The 19,038-nt window shown below is 55.2% G+C and carries 22 protein-coding genes; 12 read left to right on the top strand and 10 right to left on the bottom strand.

Features of this window, described 5'->3' with window-relative positions; genetic code table 11:
* The first annotated feature begins 86 nt into the window (after positions 1–86).
* The 3 genes from ytvI to D1159_RS03155 all read left to right on the top strand — a co-directional run bounded on the left by ytvI (position 87) and on the right by D1159_RS03155 (position 3,084).
* The gene (gene ytvI, locus D1159_RS03165) at positions 87–1,250 is read left to right on the top strand and encodes a sporulation integral membrane protein YtvI (protein ID WP_161844247.1); all 1,164 of its coding nucleotides are present in this window, start codon (positions 87–89) and stop codon (positions 1,248–1,250) included.
* 114 nt (positions 1,251–1,364) lie between these two features.
* Positions 1,365–2,732: a trypsin-like peptidase domain-containing protein gene (locus D1159_RS03160; protein ID WP_161844246.1), complete on the top strand. Its 1,368-nt coding sequence runs from the start codon at positions 1,365–1,367 to the stop codon at positions 2,730–2,732.
* A gap of 94 nt (positions 2,733–2,826) precedes the next feature.
* The gene (locus D1159_RS03155; RefSeq protein ID WP_161844245.1) at positions 2,827–3,084 is read left to right on the top strand and encodes a hypothetical protein; all 258 of its coding nucleotides are present in this window, start codon (positions 2,827–2,829) and stop codon (positions 3,082–3,084) included.
* A 446-nt stretch (positions 3,085–3,530) separates the two neighbouring features.
* On the opposite strand, the gene D1159_RS03150 is transcribed toward D1159_RS03155, so the two are convergent.
* The 8 genes from D1159_RS03150 to D1159_RS03115 form a co-directional block, all read right to left on the bottom strand.
* Entirely contained in the window at positions 3,531–4,046 is a 516-nt protein-coding gene (locus D1159_RS03150; protein ID WP_161844244.1) for a hypothetical protein, read from the bottom strand.
* The gene (locus D1159_RS03145) at positions 4,043–4,324 is read right to left on the bottom strand and encodes a hypothetical protein (RefSeq protein WP_161844243.1); all 282 of its coding nucleotides are present in this window, start codon (positions 4,322–4,324) and stop codon (positions 4,043–4,045) included. Before D1159_RS03145 ends, D1159_RS03150 begins: the two co-directional genes overlap by 4 nt.
* A 115-nt stretch (positions 4,325–4,439) precedes the next feature.
* Positions 4,440–5,036, bottom strand: a complete 597-nt coding sequence (locus D1159_RS03140; RefSeq protein WP_161844242.1) for a hypothetical protein — start codon at positions 5,034–5,036, stop codon at positions 4,440–4,442.
* Positions 5,036–5,461 (bottom strand): hypothetical protein, encoded by a 426-nt coding sequence (locus D1159_RS03135; RefSeq protein ID WP_161844241.1) that lies wholly within the window; start codon positions 5,459–5,461, stop codon positions 5,036–5,038. Before D1159_RS03135 ends, D1159_RS03140 begins: the two co-directional genes overlap by 1 nt.
* A 26-nt stretch (positions 5,462–5,487) precedes the next feature.
* Positions 5,488–6,252: a hypothetical protein gene (locus tag D1159_RS03130; protein WP_161844240.1), complete on the bottom strand. Its 765-nt coding sequence runs from the start codon at positions 6,250–6,252 to the stop codon at positions 5,488–5,490.
* 18 nt (positions 6,253–6,270) lie between these two features.
* Positions 6,271–7,170 carry an N-6 DNA methylase gene (locus D1159_RS03125; RefSeq protein WP_161844239.1) on the bottom strand — a complete coding sequence of 300 codons (900 nt, stop codon included), beginning with the start codon at positions 7,168–7,170 and terminating at the stop codon, positions 6,271–6,273.
* A gap of 25 nt (positions 7,171–7,195) precedes the next feature.
* A complete protein-coding gene (locus tag D1159_RS03120) occupies positions 7,196–7,462 on the bottom strand; it encodes a hypothetical protein (protein ID WP_161844238.1) in 267 nt (88 codons plus the stop codon).
* A gap of 15 nt (positions 7,463–7,477) precedes the next feature.
* Positions 7,478–7,621: a hypothetical protein gene (locus tag D1159_RS03115; protein WP_243152085.1), complete on the bottom strand. Its 144-nt coding sequence runs from the start codon at positions 7,619–7,621 to the stop codon at positions 7,478–7,480.
* Between the two features lie 108 nt (positions 7,622–7,729).
* On the opposite strand from D1159_RS03115, the gene D1159_RS03110 reads away from it, so the two are divergent.
* The 7 genes from D1159_RS03110 to D1159_RS03080 all read left to right on the top strand — a co-directional run bounded on the left by D1159_RS03110 (position 7,730) and on the right by D1159_RS03080 (position 13,461).
* The gene (locus tag D1159_RS03110) at positions 7,730–7,882 is read left to right on the top strand and encodes a helix-turn-helix domain-containing protein (protein WP_161844237.1); all 153 of its coding nucleotides are present in this window, start codon (positions 7,730–7,732) and stop codon (positions 7,880–7,882) included.
* Complete coding sequence (locus D1159_RS03105; RefSeq protein WP_161844236.1) at positions 7,860–8,156, top strand: hypothetical protein; 297 nt, start codon at positions 7,860–7,862, stop codon at positions 8,154–8,156. The genes D1159_RS03110 and D1159_RS03105 overlap by 23 nt, the downstream gene beginning before the upstream one ends.
* A 4-nt stretch (positions 8,157–8,160) precedes the next feature.
* Positions 8,161–8,619: an ImmA/IrrE family metallo-endopeptidase gene (locus tag D1159_RS03100; RefSeq protein ID WP_161844235.1), complete on the top strand. Its 459-nt coding sequence runs from the start codon at positions 8,161–8,163 to the stop codon at positions 8,617–8,619.
* Positions 8,620–8,842: 223 nt separating this feature from the next.
* On the top strand, positions 8,843–10,180 hold the full coding sequence (locus D1159_RS03095; RefSeq protein WP_161844234.1) for a tyrosine-type recombinase/integrase: 1,338 nt from the start codon (positions 8,843–8,845) through the stop codon (positions 10,178–10,180).
* A 158-nt stretch (positions 10,181–10,338) separates the two neighbouring features.
* Positions 10,339–10,569, top strand: coding sequence for a DUF6061 family protein (locus D1159_RS03090; RefSeq protein ID WP_161844233.1), 231 nt, complete (start codon positions 10,339–10,341; stop codon positions 10,567–10,569).
* A 128-nt stretch (positions 10,570–10,697) separates the two neighbouring features.
* Entirely contained in the window at positions 10,698–11,057 is a 360-nt protein-coding gene (locus D1159_RS03085; RefSeq protein ID WP_161844232.1) for a BlaI/MecI/CopY family transcriptional regulator, read from the top strand.
* 1 nt (position 11,058) lies between these two features.
* Positions 11,059–13,461 (top strand): M56 family metallopeptidase, encoded by a 2,403-nt coding sequence (locus D1159_RS03080; RefSeq protein WP_161844231.1) that lies wholly within the window; start codon positions 11,059–11,061, stop codon positions 13,459–13,461.
* A 6-nt stretch (positions 13,462–13,467) separates the two neighbouring features.
* On the opposite strand, the gene D1159_RS03075 is transcribed toward D1159_RS03080, so the two are convergent.
* Both D1159_RS03075 and D1159_RS03070 read right to left on the bottom strand, forming a co-directional pair.
* A complete protein-coding gene (locus D1159_RS03075) occupies positions 13,468–14,631 on the bottom strand; it encodes a hypothetical protein (RefSeq protein ID WP_161844230.1) in 1,164 nt (387 codons plus the stop codon).
* 16 nt (positions 14,632–14,647) lie between these two features.
* Positions 14,648–15,751: a DUF6076 domain-containing protein gene (locus D1159_RS03070; protein ID WP_202620913.1), complete on the bottom strand. Its 1,104-nt coding sequence runs from the start codon at positions 15,749–15,751 to the stop codon at positions 14,648–14,650.
* Positions 15,752–16,292: 541 nt separating this feature from the next.
* Here D1159_RS03070 and D1159_RS03065 point away from each other — a divergent pair.
* Positions 16,293–17,546 (top strand): hypothetical protein, encoded by a 1,254-nt coding sequence (locus D1159_RS03065; protein WP_161844229.1) that lies wholly within the window; start codon positions 16,293–16,295, stop codon positions 17,544–17,546.
* Positions 17,547–17,735: 189 nt separating this feature from the next.
* Positions 17,736–19,037 (top strand): phage/plasmid primase, P4 family, encoded by a 1,302-nt coding sequence (locus D1159_RS03060; RefSeq protein WP_243152093.1) that lies wholly within the window; start codon positions 17,736–17,738, stop codon positions 19,035–19,037.
* Position 19,038: the final 1 nt, after the last annotated feature.

Below are 19,038 nucleotides of genomic sequence, written 5' to 3'. Positions count from 1 at the left end.
AGCTGGAAAATTTACAAATTGTTCTTTTTTCCGCCAGGGCGTATGGTATACTGCTGTGCAGCAGAAAATTCAGGAGGGATGTTGTTGTGGAGGCTCAGGAGTTGTCGTGGCGGGAGCGGGGCCGGCTCTGGCTGCGGCTGGGCATCCGGCTGCTGTTGGCCGGCGGGTCGGCAGGGCTGCTGATTCACGTGGCGCCGCCCTTGCTGTCCCTGTTTATGCCCTTTGTGCTGGCCCTGGCCGCAGCGTGGATGCTCAATCCCCTGGTACAGCTGCTCCAGCGGCGGCTGGGCGTGTCCCGGCGGTTTTTGTCTCTGGTGGTGATTGTGCTGATCCTGGCGGGGCTGGGAGGATTGGTCTTTCTCTTTGTATGGAACATCGCGGGGGAGATTGTCTCTCTGGTGAACAACTGGCCCGCCATCTGGGAGAGCGTCCAGAGCGGCCTGGCCAGCCTGGACCGGGAGCTGTCCCGGTTCCTGTCCCTGATCCCGGCGGAGATCCGGGACATGGGGGGCAGCTACCTGGACGCAGTGGTGCTCTGGCTTCAGGACACCCTGTACGCCTGGCTGACCCAGCTGGCCGACCAGGCCACCCGGGTGGCCAAGCAGGTGCCCTCCTTCGCGGTGGCCACTGTGGTCTTCTTCATGGGCGCTTACTACCTGACGGCGGACTATCCCCACATCCGCCGCCAGGTGTCCAGACGCTTCAACCGCCGCCAGCGGACCTTTCTGCTGGAGGTGCGGGGGGCGGCGGTGTCCGCCTTCGGCGGCTATGTGCGGGCGGAGTTTATTCTGTCCGTGGGGGTCTTCTTTATCCTGCTCATCGGCTACAGCGTCATTCAACAGCCTTACGCCCTGCTTCTGGCCTTCCTGCTGGCCATTCTGGACTTTATCCCCATTATCGGCGCGGGGACGGTGATGGTGCCCTGGGCGGTGGTGGATCTGGCGCTGGGAAACCTGCGCCACGCCATTGAGCTTATGGTCATCTGGGGGATAATCGCCCTGTTCCGCCGGGTGGGAGAGCCCAAGGCGGTGGGCAATCAGACCGGCCTCCCCCCGGCGGCGTCCCTGATCAGCATCTATGTGGGGATGCGCCTGGCCGGGGTGCTGGGGATGATCCTGGCCCCGGTGGTGTGTATGGTGGTGTGGAACATCTGCCGCCTGGGCATCTTTGACCCTACCCTGGCGGATCTCCGTTTGGCGGCGGCGGATATCAGCGCCTTTTTGAAGCACCGCCCCGAGCCAAAGCAGTGAATTTAAAATTTGTGTCAAATTTCTTCATGCTTTAGACACAATTTGGCGGTATTTTAGAGACAGACCATACAAAACACGCCGGGACCGTGCCGGTCCCATGAAGGAGCGACGATTATGTATTATGGTGATTACCGTCCCGACCCGGAGCGGAGAGACAATACACAGCCCAGCGGCTATCCCATGCCCCCCGCCCCCTGGCCGGAGGGAACCGGCTGCGCCCCTCAGGTCCGGAAGAAGAAAAACCACACCGGGACAAAGATCGCGGCCCTAGGCCTGTGCTGCGCCTTGCTGGGGGGCGCGGCAGGCGGCGGCCTCTTCTGGTATCTGGGCCGGCAGAGCAGCACCACCCTCTACCAGGGGGGGCATGAGCCTGTCAAGGTGGAGACCGCCAGCATCCGCAACGGCCAGGTACTCACCCCGCCGGAGCTCTACGCCGCCAACGTGAACTCCTGCGTGGGCATCACCACCGAGCTGGTGCAGGAAAACGGCTTCGGCTACCGGGTGCGGGGCGCCGCCGCCGGGTCCGGCTTCGTGGTGTCCGCCGACGGCTATATTGTCACAAACTACCACGTCATCAAGGGCGCTACCTCCATCCAGGTGGCTTTCCTCAACGGGGACACCTACGACGCCGCCCTGGTGGGGGGTGAGGCGGAAAACGACATCGCCGTGCTGAAAATCGAGGCCAGCGGCCTGGCACCCGTCCAGCTGGGCGACTCCGACACCCTGGTGGTGGGGGAGACGGTGTATACCATCGGCAACCCCTTGGGCGAGCTGACCTGGACCCTCACCGACGGCCTGGTCTCTGCCAAAGACCGCAAAGTGACCACCAGCGAAGGGGAGACCATGAACATGCTCCAGACCAACACCGCCATTAACTCCGGCAACTCCGGCGGTCCCCTCTTCAACGCCTATGGAGAAGTAGTGGGCATCACCTCCGCCAAGCTGTCCAACAGCAGCGGCAGCTCCACCGCCGCCAGCATTGAGGGCCTGGGCTTCGCCATCCCCATCAACGACGTGAGGGAGATGATTGAGGACATTATTACCCACGGCTACGTCACCGGCAAGCCCAATATCGGTATTCTGATGAACGACGTGGCCAGCGAGGCGGTGCAGTACGGGGTACCCCAGGGCGTGTATATCGAGGCGGTCCTCTCCGGGTCCTGCGCCGACCGGGGCGGCCTGAAGCAGGGGGATATCGTCACCGCCATGGACGGGGAGGAGGTCACCTCCGGCGACGCGCTCAAAGCCGCGGTGCGCCAGAAAAAGGCGGGAGACACCATTACGCTCTCCGTCTTCCGCAGCGGAGAAAAGGTGGAGCTGACCCTCACCCTGGACGAGGACAACCAGCAGCGCCAGGACGCCCTGAGCGACTTGCAGGACGCCCTTAAGCAGCAGCGCCAGGAGGAGCTGGAGCGCCAGCAGCAGCAACAGCAGCAAAACGGCGGCTATTACTATAGCTGGCCCTTCGGCTTCGGCTATTGACAGGAACACATCAGCAGAAAAAGCAGCGGCCGGGAATCCGAAGATTCCCGGCCGTTTTTATTTCATTTGGGGCGGCCCAGAGATCCTCAGGAATTTGAACCGGACCATACCGCTCCTCATAATCTTCCACTTAAGCGAACCCAAGCCCACGAATATGGACCCGCACAAGCAGAGCGTGGACGAGTGGCTGGAGGAGGCGCCGTATTCGGCGCTGCGGCTCCTGGAGAAGCTGCGGGAGACGGGGTTTGACGGGGGCTACAGCATCGTCAAGGCATATGTGAACAGCAGGAAGATGGATTTAAATGAGAAAGCAGCAGTGCGGTTTGAGATAATGCCAGGAAAGCAGGGATAGGCGGGGCCGGAAACATAAAAACCGGCTATCCTCCTAAAAGGGCGAAAAAGGAACCGTTTTCATTCCGTGTTTTTCTATAAAACTCTATAGAATTTTATCACCATCTTAACGTTCTTTTTCATCTGTGTTGTTGCCCTCTTCATGAACCGCGCGGCAATGGATTCAGCCTTTTATTCCGCAAGTTGATTTGCAGCTTTAATTTAAAAGCAATACTATAAATTTCTTTCCTTTTCTTCTTTTATAACTGGTTACATATAACAATTTCTATTTTACTTTTTAGGAAATATATGCTATGCTTGTAATGTAGAGTAAGGCCTTACTCAAGTAAGATCGGTTTCGGGAGTAGTGAATGCAACTACATACGCCTTTGAGCTGGAGACGTCAGAGCGGAATGCTGCCTATCTTGGGAAGCTGGAGAGGATGTCTGGAGCAGGTTCGTGCTGGCCTTAGGATTGTGAAAAGGATGGAGGCGCTGGAGATGGCGCATAATATTGGCATCCTGGCAAATCTCCGGTGGGCCTGCGGGAGCGCGAGAGGGGGGAGGCTAAGAAGAGAAAAATAAAAACAGCAGAAGCGCTACAGAATTTACTATGGGTTATATTGTGGATTTCCTTGGGGCTCGCATATATTTTGAATAGTGATATATTACGTGTTATATTATTAATAATTGGAGTAATTGTACTGGGACTAATCGTTGTTGTGCGAGTTAAGTTTTGGAAGTGCCCATATTGTGGGAAATATTTGGGAAGAGAGAAAGGATATTTCTGTAGAAATTGTGGAAAAGAGATAACGTAAGTTACAAAAACAACAAAGATATCGTATAATTTGGTTGGACAGAGCCGATCAGCAGTATCAACATCCGCCGTCCTCTGGTACAGCTCGCCCAGGTTGTCCCCGCTCTCATAGTGCGGAGATTCGTCCGAGCAGGCATAGTACAAGCGGCTCAAAAACTCTTTCTTCATTTCTGCGCCTCCAATGCCAGGGCCGCTTGGTCATCTGGTAGCCTCAGAATGTCCCTGCGTTTGCGGCAAATCTCCTCGCGCTGCGCGGGCTTCAGCTTCCGCTCCAGTTCAAAAAGCGCGTGGTTCAGATTATGCACACGCATGGACTTCACAGCTTGCGCCGCCCCTTGCATATGGGGTTCCAGTCCGCAGAAAGAAGTATCGCTCGTAAGTAACGCATCCCCAACGGCCCCCGCGATGATAAGCCGTTCTTTGGCGGTAGTCTCTTTGATATACACTTGAAAATCCTCCTTGTTTTCCCAAAGGAGGCGTGCTATAATAGCAGCATCCCCTTATGGGCTATGGGCTTCATACTCAAACGCTTTGGACGGCAGGTTGAGTATGGGGCCTTTCTTATAACTGTCCCATGACAAACTGGATCAGGGCCTCGTCGTCATGGACGTGTCGAGCGTAGGTCTTTCTGATCCACTCCACAGCGTGGTCTTTGTTCAAGCTGTCCAGTTCGGCCAGGGCCTTGGTAGCCCCGCCTTTGAAACCGTGGGCGGCAATGTACTCGCAATAGCGCTGGAGGGCTTCTCTGGCTTTCTGGTTTTTGTCATCCAGCCAAGTAAAATAAGTGATCAGCACCGTTCCACGTCCGGTAAATGCGATTTCTTCTTTGCCGTCAATTACCACCTTCGTGCAGTCCGTAGTGTCGGGAGTAGACAGCTCATACTCGCCAGAATTGATGTCGTGCATCATGCGGACCGCCGCGAAGTCCCCGGCCTTGGAATTAACCTCCAGGGCCTCTTGCGTTACCCGCAGAACCTGATGGGTCTGGTAGCTGGCCCCCAGCTCCTTGTTCAGTATTTCTAGAAGCGTCCCGGCAGCGGCTCCAGCCTCGTACATCGTCCACGGCTCCTTGTCATAGACCTTGTTCATCGGCCCATACACAACCCGCAACTGGAATCCCCGACCATGCCGCCGATTGAGTTCCATATAGATTTCCATTAACAATCAGTTCCTTCCTCTCTCAATGTGCCAACCTCCACCCCGTCCTTGTCGATCAGATGTCGAGTACCGTCCTCGTCGGTCACAAGGGTCAGGGCGTTCTCCATCCGCTTAAACTCCGATGTACCGTTCTGCGCTAAACATTCGTTTCTGACCTTGATATCCTCAATCTGTGCCAGCTCGTCGAAGTCTGTAAGTGACAGCTGCCGTTCGGATACCGCTTTCAACGTCTCTTGGTCCAGCTCCATCATTTTGACTCGGCGGCGGACCGTAGTTTTGGACAATCCAGGCTTCACCGCGATTTCTTCCACAGAGTCCCCCATATCAAGCATCATCTGGAAGCCCTGTGCCTGCTCATAGATCGTCAGATCGGAACGCTGCATATTCTCCAGCAGCATGGTCTGTACCTGCTCTTTCGCGTCCATGCTGGCGATAACGCAGGGGATCTCTTTCAGCCCGGCCAGCTTCGCGGCCGCAAGGGGGCGGTGGTAGACTTCTCCGGTCCCTGGAGTGGTGTCGGGGGCGGCCCTTCCGGTTCACCCTGGGTGCCTTCCTCACTGATACCAGGCTTGACAATCTTCACCAGCCGGGTCCGTACCATTGTGCCGCTCTCTTTGAATGCGCCCTCTTCAATCGGAACGATGACCGCCTCCCGCTCTTCGAGGAACGCCCGGAAGTCCACAGATTTCTTGTTGCTCCGGAAGAAGGGGCTTTCCGACACCACCGACACGAGGATGCCGCCGGGCCGCAGGATTTCGTAGGCCGTGAGCGTTGCATAGGGTTTGCCGGTCAGGTGCTTCTCCATATCCCGGTTAAGCTCCAGGCCAACCAGCTCCTTCACCCCGGCCTCATAAATGACATCCGCCAAATCACCTTTCCCACAGGACGGCTCCAGCACGATACAGGTGGAGTCCAGTTCGGCCAGTTCGCACATCTTCTCCGCAATGGGCCACGGCGTGGGGAAGAACTGGTATTGCTTTTTGAGGCCGGTGATCTCCCCGGCCAAAATCACGTTGTCCAGCAGTTCGGCGGGGTCGCCGTCAGCGAAAACATGGCCCTTCACTTTACGATTCCACTTACCGCCAACGCTTTCCAGCACCTTGTTTACGGCCTGATAGGTACTGCGTTCAAACTGGCGGTCCGGGAGGAAAAGTGTGTTGCCTTCAGTCCGGCATTCTCCGAGAATATCCAGAATGTCGTCGGCAATTTTGCTCATGCTACATATCAGCTCCTTTCAAAACAGCGTTAGTTGTCCTCCGGCCCCTTCATTCAGCGGTAAGGGGTCCGGCTCGGGAGCTTGCGCGGATTCTAACGGCGCAGGGGTGGGCTCCAGTTTGGGCTGCCCTGGTTCCGGCGGAGATTTCATAATTCCCAAGCTCTCCAATGCCAACCGCGTCCGCTCCCATTGGATACGCGCGGCCCATACTTCATCGTAAAGCGCCGGCATAAACCATATTTCCTGCCCCGGCATAGGGGAGATCAGCAAAGGATTTCCCCCTGGCCCTACCACCGGATTCAAAAGGGAGTCAGCTACCACCACATATCCAGCGCGCCCCAAAAGAGACAGCTGTATGTAGCACATTAGGGCCGCCGTTCGGTCAACATCCTGGGCCACATAGAGAGCTTCCCGGGGACCGCGTTTCTGGCGGACCATCGTATTCCGGGCGGCAATCAGCAACGCTCCCGCCCCGCAACACGGGTCCTGGATACCAACCCAGCTCTTTTTCTCAATGTGTGCCTCCAGGTCTGTGATAGTGATTTCTGACATCATCCGGCAGACGTTGTACGGGGTGAAAAACTGGCCTTTCCAGTGATTCCCGAGGTCCAGAGCCATGAACATTTCCCCGAGAAAGTCCTGATCCGGCTCCGCTTCCAGGGCCTCCACGGTCAGGGCAAACAGCTTTGGAAAACCTTCCTGCTCGTTCTTGCTGTACCGCTTGATGGTCCTGATGTACTCCTGCTCCCGGTCGTCATGCGTCTGGCCCTCCCGGTCAAAAGCATTGGCGATTGTCAGCGCGGTCATTGCCACGAAGTCCGCCCACACTTCCCAGGAGCTTCTGGTCTGGCACATCCCGGAGAACACCTTGTAGAACTCGGTGTGACTTTCCTTGCGAAAACGTACTGCGCGGGCCAAGTTCTATCACGCTCCCTTCTGCCCCCTACCGGGGCCGCTTTGCGTCAATCCTCCGGATTCCGCCCACCGTGGGCGACTCGGCCTGGGGCGGGGCTGCCCCCACCCGTAACAGGTCCAGCACATCGTTCAGATTGATTAGGGCCTTGTTCCCGGCCCATACCACCGGGACAGCGCCAGCCTTCACCAGCTGACGGACGTAATACTCCGTGACTTCGGTTTCGGGGTCCAGCGCCTTAATCTCGGCCACGATCTTCGGGGCCGTCCGCATACGCGGGATCATGTTCTGTTCCATGGTGCGTCCCCCTGTTTACTCGCTGCTGGCCGCCTGGGTCTGGTCTGTCAAATCCAGAATCTCACAGATGGCGCGGATGATTTTGGGCGTTGCCAGCTGGCCCGTCAGAATCTTGTTGAGATACGAGGCGTCAAAATAGAGGCCGGTGTTCTCCTGCACCTGGTTAATGAGCCAAACCTGCGGCTGGTCCAGATCGACGAGCTTTTTCTTAACGTCTTTACCGAATACTGTAATTTGTTGAAATTCACTAAAAAGGAGCGGCGGGATATGAGCGATTTATATAAGCGCATTGACTCCATCTGCAAAAAGAATGGCACCAATGTTACGGCACTCTGTAAAAAGGCAGGTGTGGGCCGGGCCACGCTTTCGGAGCTAAATGCCGGACGCACAAAGGACCTTGAACGCAGATACAGTAACTAAACTGGCGGCTGCATTAGGCGTTTCTGTTGACTATCTTCTCGGCGCAGACGCAAAAGAAACGCCGGCCCTTACTGAGAAGGACCGGCGCGATGTGGCTAAAGACGTGTATCAAATCATGGAGAGCTTGGAAAGCAGCGGGGATCTTATGTTTGACGGAGTTCCTATGTCCGAGGAATCTAAAGCGGCCATGGCCGCCGCAATTAAAATCGGTCTGGAAGAAGCCAGAAGGAGGAACAAAGCAACCTACACCCCCAAGAAGTACAGGAGGGACTAACTCTATGGATGGCAAGGCTCTTGCGGCCCGCTTGTCCAAAAAGTACGAAACCAGGAGCCCCTTCCGTCTGGCGGACGAGTTAGGCTTTATCGTTGTTACTGCTCCGCTGGTGGATATGCGGGGATTCCAGCAGCGTATCAAGCGGCAGAATATTATCTATGTCAATTCCGATTTGGACCCGAAACAGCAGGATTTAGTCTGCGCCCATGAAATGGGCCATCACTCCATGCACCGGGGTATGAACCGGATTTTTATGAATCTCAACACCCAGTTCGTCGTGCAGAAATTCGAGAATGAAGCAAACCTGTTTTCTCTGGAGCTGATATATCCAGACGAGGACCTGTTACCGTTCCTGAACCGTTCAATCACTGACGCCGCGACCTATATGGGCATGTCGGTTCAGCCGGCAACCTGGAGGATGCAGACCGTTCCCATTCCGGCCATAGACTATTACGCAAGCTAAAATCCCAAGCGTTTGGGATTTTGACAACAAAAAGCCCCCTCCAGTGTTCCAGCACTGGAGAGGGCAGGGGATGCAAAAGACCAGCTATCAACCAAGGCCCCTTTGTGCCCTTTATTATATCATATCAGGGCGTTTAGGTGCAAGCAGGAAAGGAGAAAAGCACCTATGGCAACCGTAGAAAAACGGGGAAAAGGGTAGTATCACCGTTGCGGCCGGCATTGATATGAACGGCAAGCAAATCCGGCACCGCCTTGTCTGGACCCCGGACGAGAAGCTGACGCCGCGACAGGTGGAGAAGGAGCTGAACCGCCAGATCGTCCGCTTCGAGGAACAGGTCAAGAACGGCTCCATTGCCACCAATGGGAATATCCGCTTTGCCGACTTCGCAGAACGGTACATGACGGACTTCGGCAATCTGAACTTGAAGCCCACCACCCTCTCCAACTACAAACGGAACTTGGTGCGTATCAATCAGGCCATCGGCCATATCAGGCTGAAGGATTTAACCATCCTGCACATTCAAGCCTTTTACCGCAATCTCCAGGAGCAAGGAATCAGGCAGCACACCACCGCCACAGCCACCCCTGCGCTGAACGAATGGATTTGTCAGCAGCATATCTCCAAGTCCGCTCTCGCAAAGAAAGCCGGTATCACTCACCAGACTGTCAGTCAGGCGATAAAGGGCCGGCCCGTCAGCGAGGAATCGGCTACGAAGATCGCCGCCGCTGTCGGGCTGGAGATCAAGGTTCTGTTTACCGTCACCAGCGACGCCGCGCCCCTGGCCCCGGCCACGATCCGCTCCTACCACCGCACCATTTCCTCCATCTTGGAGAAGGCCGTCAAGTGGCAGATCATCCCCCGCAACCCGGCGGAGAACGCGGAGCTTCCGTCCAATGCCGGCCACAAGGCCCGCTACCTGGACGAGCCGGACGCAAAGCGTATGCTTCAGCTTCTCCAGGACGAGCCGATCAAGTGGCGGGCACCCATCATCTTTGACCTGCTCTCCGGCCTGCGCTGGCAGGATGTCAACCTGGACGATGGAGTGATCCGGATTGTCCAGACCTCCAACTATGTGTCCGGCAAGGGCGTCTATGTCGATACTCCAAAGACCGAGGACTCCGACCGCTATCTGAAGGTCTCCCGGACGGCAATCCTGATTCTGCTGGAATACAAAAGTTGGCAGGACGGCATGAGGGAGAAGGTAGGGGACGCATGGCAGGGCTCCTCGGAGGATGATAGAGTATTCACCAACGACGTGGGCCGCCCTTGGTTCCCCACGTCCCTCACGCAATGGATGGGGAAGTTCATCAAGCGGACCAGCCTTCCCTCCAGCTGCGTCCATTCACTCCGACACACATACGCCAGCCTCCTGATTGCGGACGGGACCCCGCTGGTGGTCGTTTCCAAAAACCTTGGACACGCCCAGACAAGCACCACCAGCGACATCTACTCCCACGTCATAGCCTCCGCAGAAGCAAAGGCCGCCCAGGTCACAGACAAGTTTGCGGAGGACATTCACCCCAAATTCACCCCAAAAGCGAAAAAAGAGAGCGCGTCGTGAAATAGAAAAAACCCCGTAACCGTTGCCTTTATAGTGATAAGGAACTAAATTCACTTATCACTGTTGGCTGACGGTTTCGGGGTGCATACGAAAGCCCGTCTGATTCCTAACAGGGATTCAGACGGGCTATTTTCTTAACAATGTGGAGGTATAAACCTATGAATATACTCATTTCTTGCGAGTTCAACATAGATACGGCCTGTGTTGAGCTGCGCTTCATGGACGGGAGTTTGATTTCGATTGACTGTACTGCCGTAGAGTACGAGGTTGCACATACCATCCGTCAACGGTCAGAATTGGACTGGCTGGTGTATAATGACCCAGTTGGATATGCCGATTTGATTTTGAATGGAGACCCTGAGCAATATCTGAAAACAGTTACAGGGTAAGGGCAATTTCCTGATACGAGGCCGCTCTCACAAGGCGGTCTTGTATTTTTAAAAAGGGTCTTGACAAATGCGTCTACATAGTGTAGTCTGTGTATGAGGCTACACTATGTAGACAGGAGGCTGTACTTATGGCAGAAATTCAATTAGGGGCTGTGGAGGCTCGTTTTGCGGACATCATCTGGGAAAGGGAGCCAGTGACATCCACCGAACTTATAAAACTGGCTGCGGCAAAACTCACCTGGAAACGGACAACAACACATACGGTACTGCGCCGGCTCTGCGACAAGGGCCTGTTTCAAAACAATAACGGCATAGTGACTTCTCTTTTGTCCCGGCAGGAGTTCTATGCCCGTCATAGCAAAAAGTATGTGGATGAAACCTTTGCGGGGTCTCTCCCCGCTTTCCTTGCCGCATTTACCAGTGAAAAAAAGTTGACAGCCGAAGAAATTACCGAGATTCGTAAACTAATCGACAAGGCAGGTGAATAATATGGGCGATATATTCCTGAAAATTCTGAACATGAGCATTGCCGCAAGCTGGCTGATTTTAGCGGTGATGCTGTTCCGGTTTATACTGAAAAAGGTGCCGAAGTGGATTACCGTCCTTTTGTGGGGGATTGTCGCTCTGCGGTTGGTGGTTCCCTTCTCCTTCGAGAGTGCGTTGAGCCTGATCCCCAGCGCCGAGACCTTCAATGCTCATAACATCCAGTATGAAACACCCGCCATCAGCAGCGGCATCCCCGCCATCAACAATGCAGTCAATCCCGTCCTGGGTGAGACCTTTGCGCCGAATCCGGCTGGCAGCGTCAATCCACTCTATGTCTGGACATTTATTGTATCGGTGATCTGGCTCATCGGTATCGCCGCTATGCTGCTGTATGCGGTCATCAGTTATGTGCGGGTACGCCGGAGCGTTGCGGAAAGAATACCCTATGAGGGAAACATCTTCCTGTGCGACCATGTAAAGTCTCCGTTTATCCTGGGACTGGTTCGACCCAAAATCTATCTGCCCTCCAACATGGACGCGACGGCTATGGAGCCGGTGATTGCCCACGAAAAGGCGCACCTGGCAAGGCGTGACCACTGGTGGAAACCGCTGGGCTTTCTGATCCTGACGGTTCACTGGTTCAACCCCCTGTGCTGGGTGGCCTATGTGCTGCTGTGCCGGGACATTGAACTGGCCTGTGACGAGAAGGTCATCCGGCAGATGGATTTAGATGGAAAGAAACGCTACTCCACCGCCCTGCTGGAGTGCAATGCTCAACGGCGGCTGGTCACAGTTTGCCCGCTGGCCTTTGGAGAAGTTGGTGTAAAAGAAAGGGTGAAAAATGTGCTGAATTACAAAAAGCCGGCGTTTTGGGTCATTATTGCGGCTGTTGTCGCCTGCGGGGTGGTGACGGTATGCTTTGCGACGAATCCAGTGACAGCTGAACCCAACACGCCAAACGCAGAGCGCCCCACATTGCTGATGGACGGTGCTGCCTACGTCGATCCGTATATGCCAGTGTCCTACTTGCCCTATGGCTATCAGTCTGCCGGAAAGCTGACAGAAGAACAGGCAAATAATACAGGACTTGAGGGCATCGAGTATTTCGTTCACCCATCCGAAACAGAGGATTTTTATACCTATCAGGAGTGCGGAACGCCCATTAGTATTGATACGGTAGACAGCACAAAGCGTCAATGGGCCTATGTGCGCTGGATACGGGCTGGGAATAACGCTGTTGATGGACGAAAGCTGACCCTTGATGATGTGGTCATGCTGTCACAAAAGGGGGACGCGCTGAGTTGGTCAGATTTTGAGCGGTATCAGGGTCGGGAAGTCGGCTCCGGTCTGTATATCATGCGTTATGAGATTGATGAACTCTTTGATGTCCTGGTGGGCGGCGTTCCAGACGAGATGCCTTGGTATATCTATCTGAGGGTCAACAATGAGGCCGATGATAGAATTGATATTCGGACAGAGGATGTTTCCGCATTCGCTGAAGCGCACAGAAACGATGTGCCAAAGGTTGTCGAACCAGCACCTGATGGCGGCGGTGAACCCGCGCCGGAGGAGCCCGATTTTTCTACTCTCTCCGAAGAGCAGGCCGCGATCCGTCAGGCGATTCTGGAGCATAACCGTTCCACCAGCGCAATAAACTTTTCCGCAGACCCGGACAGCCCTGTGCCCTGCGTCAGCTTTACAGAGCTTGCCGGTTTCGTTGTGGATGGAAGTGACTTTTCAGAGTATATTCACTACGGCTGGGCACTCTATGAGGAATATAGGGTCACAGACAACGGGCTGGAAACAATCACCGGCAGTCATATCCCTGTTGCCATCACATTTCGGGAAGACCCATCCGGTACTCTTACATTGGAGGAATATTGGGAACCCAGAGACGGCAGCTATTATGTGCAGGACATTCGGGAGAAGTTCCCGGCGTCTGCTGTTGAGGACGGCATGGACAGTCAGAAGTTCATCCTTCAGCAGACCCAGGAGTGCTACGCCCAGGCGGTAGCGTTCACCGGGCTGGATACTGAGAAGGTGATTGGGTCGCTCATTGAGACGATTTGCAGCGGCCCCGCATTGTCCTCAAATCCGGGGGATTATATTGAGGCACACCCCATCGAGTACCGGGAACTGACATACTATGGCCGGTACACCCTGAAATACTGCTTCACCGAGTTTTTGAAGGGTGGACAAACTGATTTGCGCGGGCATATTATGAGATCCGCCATGGATGACATAGCGCCGGAGGCCCAGCTCAACCTATATGCCGAAACCGGACAGGAATATTTCGATACGTGGAAGGACGCCGCCATATCCGTTGGGGAGCAGCATGATATGGAATGGATTCAAACGAATCAACCGGCTATCTACCTGCTGCTCAGTATGCTTGGGGAGGCATAGACACTTTCAAAACGCAAACAGTAGCTTTTGGGGCGGATGCTCTATATCACAAGCCCTGATATACTTTATTGCCCGCTCTGCAAACATCTTGCTTACCATTGTATCCCATTCCGCCAGCCGGACGATCTCCGCTGTGCTGCTCACAAAGTCAAACTGAATCTCACCCCACTCGCCGTCGCAGTCTGCCTGATACTCGTAGACTGCGGCGGCGATTTTCTTTTTTGTCCGCTTCACCGATTTTCGCCGGAGCCGGACAGCGTGGAGCGCGCTGGCCTCCACCAGCAGGACGGTCAGCTTCTCCACCGCCTTGCGGTAAGCCCTCTCTGCGCCGCTGGCGGTACTGCCCTCAAACATCACGGCCAATTCCTCAAAGGACTTGCGCTTGGATATTGGACTGACCCGGCCACAGGTCATGCAGATGGCATTTCGTTCCTCCAAAAGCCGCTGCTCCCGATAAGTCAACTTCTCAAAAGCAGCTTGAACCGCCTCTGCCTGAGTGCCGTTCCAGAGGATCGCCGCATAATTCCAGGAATCGTCCCTGGTTACATCCTCGCCGGTTTCCTCTCCGTCCTCGTCCTGGGCTGTGACATAAAGCGGAACATGATTGCGGTTGAGCCGGGCCACGGTCAGATACTGCTCTGCTGTTTCCTCAGAGCAGCCCTCTTTTTGGGCGTAGTCGCTGACCACCTCGCCCTTAGATTTGCCTGTTTCGTTGTAGAGCCACGCAATACTCCGAACCCGCTTGTACTCGTCCAGAGAAGAAAAGGAGCCGCTTTCTTCCATCATGCGGCATTGAATCAGAGCGTTTCCAATGGCGTGATGGGCATATGTAAGGAACTCCGCACCTTTGTACGGGTCATAGCTTTCCAGACATTCCAGCATGGCGAGAACGCAGTTTTGTTTATAGTCCAGGAACCGCTCCGGGTCGTATCTGTCCAGCCCCTCCCGCAAGAGGAAATTGCTGACCCGTCTATTCAGGCGTGGTTCTATGTGGTGCAGGAAATAGGCAAAGAAGCGGAGGTCATTCCATGTTTGCGCGGCAACGATATACTCATTGACCGTATACAGTTCCGGCGGCGGAGGCGTAAGCTGGTACACATGGGTGACTTCAAACATGGTAAGGCCATGGGCGTTTCCCCGAAACGGATATTTTGCAAATCGCTCTTTCACAGCCTCACCACCTCCGTCATTTCAAATAGTTCTGCGCCTCCGCCAGCAGCACCTCCTGCGTCATTTCCGATTCATAAGAACCGGCGGCATACTCCCGGTCAGCAATAGCGTGTTCCAGCTTGTTCTTCGCCAGCCGCTTCATCACGGCGGCGGTCTTTTCGTCTATCGTTCCCCGATGCAGTTTCTGGATGATCGTGTTGGTGCGGCGCTCATAGATTTTCTTCAGCGGGTGATCGTCAGCCCGTTCCCTTTGCTCCCGCCCTCGGAGGTTGCCGATCTGACGGCAGGTGCGCCCGCGCTTGTCTCCCGGAGCCAGACCGCCGCAGTATTTTGTGGGCCTTGCGTCCGTGGTCAGGAACCATGTTCCGCAGATGGGGCATTTGCGGGGCGCATGACCTACGCACAGGCCCTCGAATAAGTCGGAGCGGAACATCCCCACAAAAGAGACATAGTGCATCCGTTTCACAAGCTGGGACTTCTCTTTGCCGGGAATGGTCGCGGCGGCATATTGGACGGAGGCATTGGCAAGGGACATCCAGCTGGGATTGTTCGCCGACATATCAGGATTAAGAGAAAAGTATTGCCCAAAGCTGGCGGCGTATCCGTCTGGTGTCCTGTTGCTCTCATGGAGTTTCTCCGCGAACGGCAGAAGCTCCCGTTTGAACTCTGCCAAGGAAAATCCCAAGTGCGCCATGACAGGCAATACCCGCAGCAGAGTAAGTGCCTTTTGGTATTCCGGCGAAACCACCCCGGCAAAATTTCCAGACTTCGCAAAGTCCATTGTGTTTTGCAGATAGCTCTCCGTAAAAACTGCATCGACATAGTTGCGGACAATTTCATATTCCAGGCAGGAGAACGGCGGTACGTTCCGCAAAAGCTTCACAATCTGAAAGGCGCTCTCCCTCGCCGCCTCCATCTGCGCCATGTCTGCCTGTCCAAGTTGGAGCGCCCCCATATACAGATTGAGCGGCGTACAGAGCTGGGACAGCTTTGCTATGACCTCATCGGAGAGGTTCAGCGCGGCACAGGCCAGTGTCCCGGTCGGCATAGACTTCCCCTCGTAGGTCACATTGTCCTGCCAGAAATCCAGTGTCAGAAGCGTGTGTTCAATCAAATTCAAGTGCGCTGCCTCCTGTCATGTTTTTTCGTTTTTCATTATACCACAGCCGCCCCTGATTGGAAAGATGGCTTGTCATGTTTTTTGAAACGGGGCTGTCATGCTGTTAGCCTGTTTTTCTCGAATTTGCTCATAACCATAATAGAAAGCCGTTGACTGGATGCGCTGGAAGCGTACCAGTCAACGGCTCTTTTTCGGAAGTCAGAGGACTTCCGAAAAATGCGGGAGTGCAGAGGGCGGCAAGCCCTTTGCGCCAAGTCCAGAGCGGCGAGCGTCTGGTCAGTGTCCAGAGGTGAAACCTTTGGGCCGGGTGCAGGGCGGCAGCGCCTGCTGGGTGTCCAGAGGGCAAAGCCCTTTGGGGCGGGTGCAGGGCGGCAGCGCCTGCTCAGGTGTCCAGAGGGTGAAACCCTTGGCCCAGTAAAGTGATGCTCTGCGTCACTTTATACTGGGTTATTATCTGGCGCAAAGCACACAGATTCGGCGGCTTCGCCGCCCTTGGCCACTCCCGGAACAGCAAAAAACGAAAAACAGGAAGGAGAACAGAATGTCAAAAAGACTGACCCGGCACAACGGGAGAGCCGGAAAAAGCGGAGTCTACAAATCAACGCACAATGACAGAACCTTCGATACCGAACACGCTGACCACATTGACGGTGAGCGCATTCAGCAGAACATCTATTGGGATTGCTTTCGGGGTGCGACCTATCCGGCCCAGCAGGACGGGACGGTTTCCTTCGCGGATGTGGAACGGGCCTTTTATTTGAACCGTTACTCGGATTACCTGGACGGCCAGCATGAACGGAACGCTAAACGCCGCCACTCCGAGCGTGACCGGAGCGTGGATGATCTGCTGGCAGACAAACGCTTCTGCCCGGAGGAAACCATCTACCAGATCGGCACGATGGAGGACTCCGTTTCCCCGGATGTGCTTCTGGAAATTGTCGGGGAATTTATGATGGAGTTGGAGCGGCGTTTCGGTGAACACGTCCATGTCATTGACTGGGCGCTCCATCTGGATGAGGCCACGCCCCATATCCATGAGCGGCACGTGTTCGACTATGTGAACCGTTATGGCGAGGTGGAGCCGAAGCAGGAAAAGGCACTGGAGGCCCTCGGATTTGAATTGCCTGATCCTGAGAAAAAGCCGGGGCGCACCAACAATCGGAAGATGGTTTTCGATGCGGTCTGCCGGGTCATTCTGTTTGATATTTGCAAGCAACATGGTCTGGTGGTCGAGGAAGAACCTGACCCCGGCAACCGTGGGCGCAGCTATCTGGAGAAGAACGACTATATCATCCAGAAGCAAAAGAAATTGATTACGGAGCAGGAGACGGCGATTGAAGAAAAGGCACAGGCGTTAGAGGCCGTTTCGCTTCGGTTGGAGGATGCCGAGGCCCTGATTGATGAGGTCACAGAGATCGCCTATGACAAGGCCGTGGAGCTTGTGACCGATGCCGTCCGCGCCGAGACGCAGTTGCAGGACGAGAAGATCATCTCCGATTACAAGGACTGGTGTCTGGCCCCGGAGCGGCGCTATTCCCCAGCGGAAAAAGGGCTGATCGGCAAGGTGCTGGGAAAGGCGCAGGAGCTGATCCACAAAGCCGCTCAAAAGGTGCTTGCCAAGGTGCAGGCGGTTTTGCGAAAACCGGAGGTCAGAGCTGCCGCCACCAGGCAGATCAAGGAGAAGGCCAGAGAGTCCGTCCTCGCCAGACTGGAACAGGGCAGGGCCGAGATTGCCAGGCAGGATGCCGAGCGCAGGGCGGCGCAAACCGCAACGAGACACAGCATGGAGCGGTAATCGCTATTACACTGACAAAGGGAATTTTGGAAGCCGCTGCCGAAATTCCCTCTGTCATGTTTTTTGAAACAGGGTTGTCATGCCATTAGCCCGGTTTTTTCAAATTTGCTCATAACCACAGCAGGAGGGCGCAACAGACGCCCGATTTTTACAGATTGGAGGTATGCAAGATTGAATGAAAATGAAGAATTGCAGTCCGGGTTTCCTGACTGGCTGACGGAGGATTACAAGCTCATAGAGCCGGAGTTCTGCCGGACATTCCTTCGGGAACATCCCATGCGCTGCATCCGGGGGCGGTTCTACACGGTGGATGGGCTGGTGGCGGACGAGAGCAGCTTGAAGAAGAAAATCTACGAGCAAATCAGTCCGTGGCTGGAAACCAAAATCGCCAGAAAGGTAGACGAGCTTCTGAACGCCCTGCGGATGGCGGCGTACTCGGAACCGATAGAATTGGAGTGCGACCGTATCCATGTTGCCAACGGCACACTGTTTGTGGATGGCCGCTTCTCGCCGGAGAAAGCCTACTGCAACAATCGCCTGACCGTCAGCTATCGCCCTGACGCGCCGCCGCCGGAGAAGTGGCTTCGGTTCCTGTCGGAGCTGCTCCACCCGGAGGACATCCCCACCTTGCAGGAATACCTGGGCTACTGTTTGCTCCCCACCACCAAAGGCCAGAAGATGCTGATGCTCATTGGTAAAGGAGGCGAGGGCAAGAGCCGTATCGGTTTGGTGATGCGCTCCATCTTTGGGGACAGCATGAACACCACCAGCATCCAGAAAGTGGAGAACAATCGGTTCAGCCGCGCCGACCTGGAGAGCAAGTTGCTGATGGTGGACGATGATATGGACATGAGCGCTCTGCCCAAGACCAATTATATCAAATCCATCGTAACTTCGGAGTGTAAGATGGACATGGAGCGCAAAGGCGTTCAGAGCTACCAGAGCCAGCTTTATGTGCGGTTTCTCTGCTTCGGCAACGGGGCCTTGACCGCCCTCCATGACAGGTCTGACGGCTTCTTTCGCCGCCAGATCGTTTTGACTACGCGGGACAGACCAGCAGAGCGGACGGATGATCCGTTTCTCTCTGAAAAGTTGATTGCCGAGCGCGAGGGGATATTCCTCTGGTGTCTGGACGGGCTTCACCGCCTGCTGGTAAACAATTACCGTTTCACTATCAGCGACCGGGCCAAAGAGAACATCTCCGTTGTAGTTCGGGAGGCCAACAACATCGTGGACTTTCTGACCTCTGCCGGTTATGTCCAGTTCAAGGCGGACAGCGAGGCCGCTACCCGTGACCTGTACGCCGCCTATAAGGTCTGGTGCGAGGATAACGCAGAAAACCCGCTTTCGCCCAAGAGCTTTTCCGGTTTCATCGCCCAGAACGCCGATGCCTACCGGCTGGAGGCCACCAACAACGTGTATATCGGCAGCGGCAAGCGATGCCGGGGCTATGTGGGCATCGAGGTTCTGATAAGACCGACTGCATTATGAA

This window comes from Pseudoflavonifractor sp. 524-17 (assembly GCF_009935845.1).
Taxonomy (GTDB): Bacteria; Bacillota; Clostridia; order Oscillospirales; family Oscillospiraceae; genus Pseudoflavonifractor_A.
The sequence above is the reverse complement of the archived record's forward strand: the minus strand, read 5'-3'. Positions and strand labels throughout refer to the sequence as shown.

Coding starts and splice junctions, on each gene's coding strand:
- D1159_RS03090 (WP_161844233.1), top strand. CDS start 10,339: ATGAATATACTCATTTCTTGCGAGTTCAACATAGATACGGCCTGTGTT.
- D1159_RS03150 (WP_161844244.1), bottom strand. CDS start 4,046: ATGAAGAAAGAGTTTTTGAGCCGCTTGTACTATGCCTGCTCGGACGAA.
- D1159_RS03160 (WP_161844246.1), top strand. CDS start 1,365: ATGTATTATGGTGATTACCGTCCCGACCCGGAGCGGAGAGACAATACA.
- D1159_RS03130 (WP_161844240.1), bottom strand. CDS start 6,252: ATGAGCAAAATTGCCGACGACATTCTGGATATTCTCGGAGAATGCCGG.
- D1159_RS03095 (WP_161844234.1), top strand. CDS start 8,843: ATGAACGGCAAGCAAATCCGGCACCGCCTTGTCTGGACCCCGGACGAG.
- D1159_RS03140 (WP_161844242.1), bottom strand. CDS start 5,036: ATGGAAATCTATATGGAACTCAATCGGCGGCATGGTCGGGGATTCCAG.
- D1159_RS03135 (WP_161844241.1), bottom strand. CDS start 5,461: ATGGACGCGAAAGAGCAGGTACAGACCATGCTGCTGGAGAATATGCAG.
- D1159_RS03110 (WP_161844237.1), top strand. CDS start 7,730: ATGAGCGATTTATATAAGCGCATTGACTCCATCTGCAAAAAGAATGGC.
- D1159_RS03065 (WP_161844229.1), top strand. CDS start 16,293: ATGTCAAAAAGACTGACCCGGCACAACGGGAGAGCCGGAAAAAGCGGA.
- D1159_RS03100 (WP_161844235.1), top strand. CDS start 8,161: ATGGATGGCAAGGCTCTTGCGGCCCGCTTGTCCAAAAAGTACGAAACC.
- D1159_RS03120 (WP_161844238.1), bottom strand. CDS start 7,462: ATGGAACAGAACATGATCCCGCGTATGCGGACGGCCCCGAAGATCGTG.
- D1159_RS03085 (WP_161844232.1), top strand. CDS start 10,698: ATGGCAGAAATTCAATTAGGGGCTGTGGAGGCTCGTTTTGCGGACATC.
- D1159_RS03080 (WP_161844231.1), top strand. CDS start 11,059: ATGGGCGATATATTCCTGAAAATTCTGAACATGAGCATTGCCGCAAGC.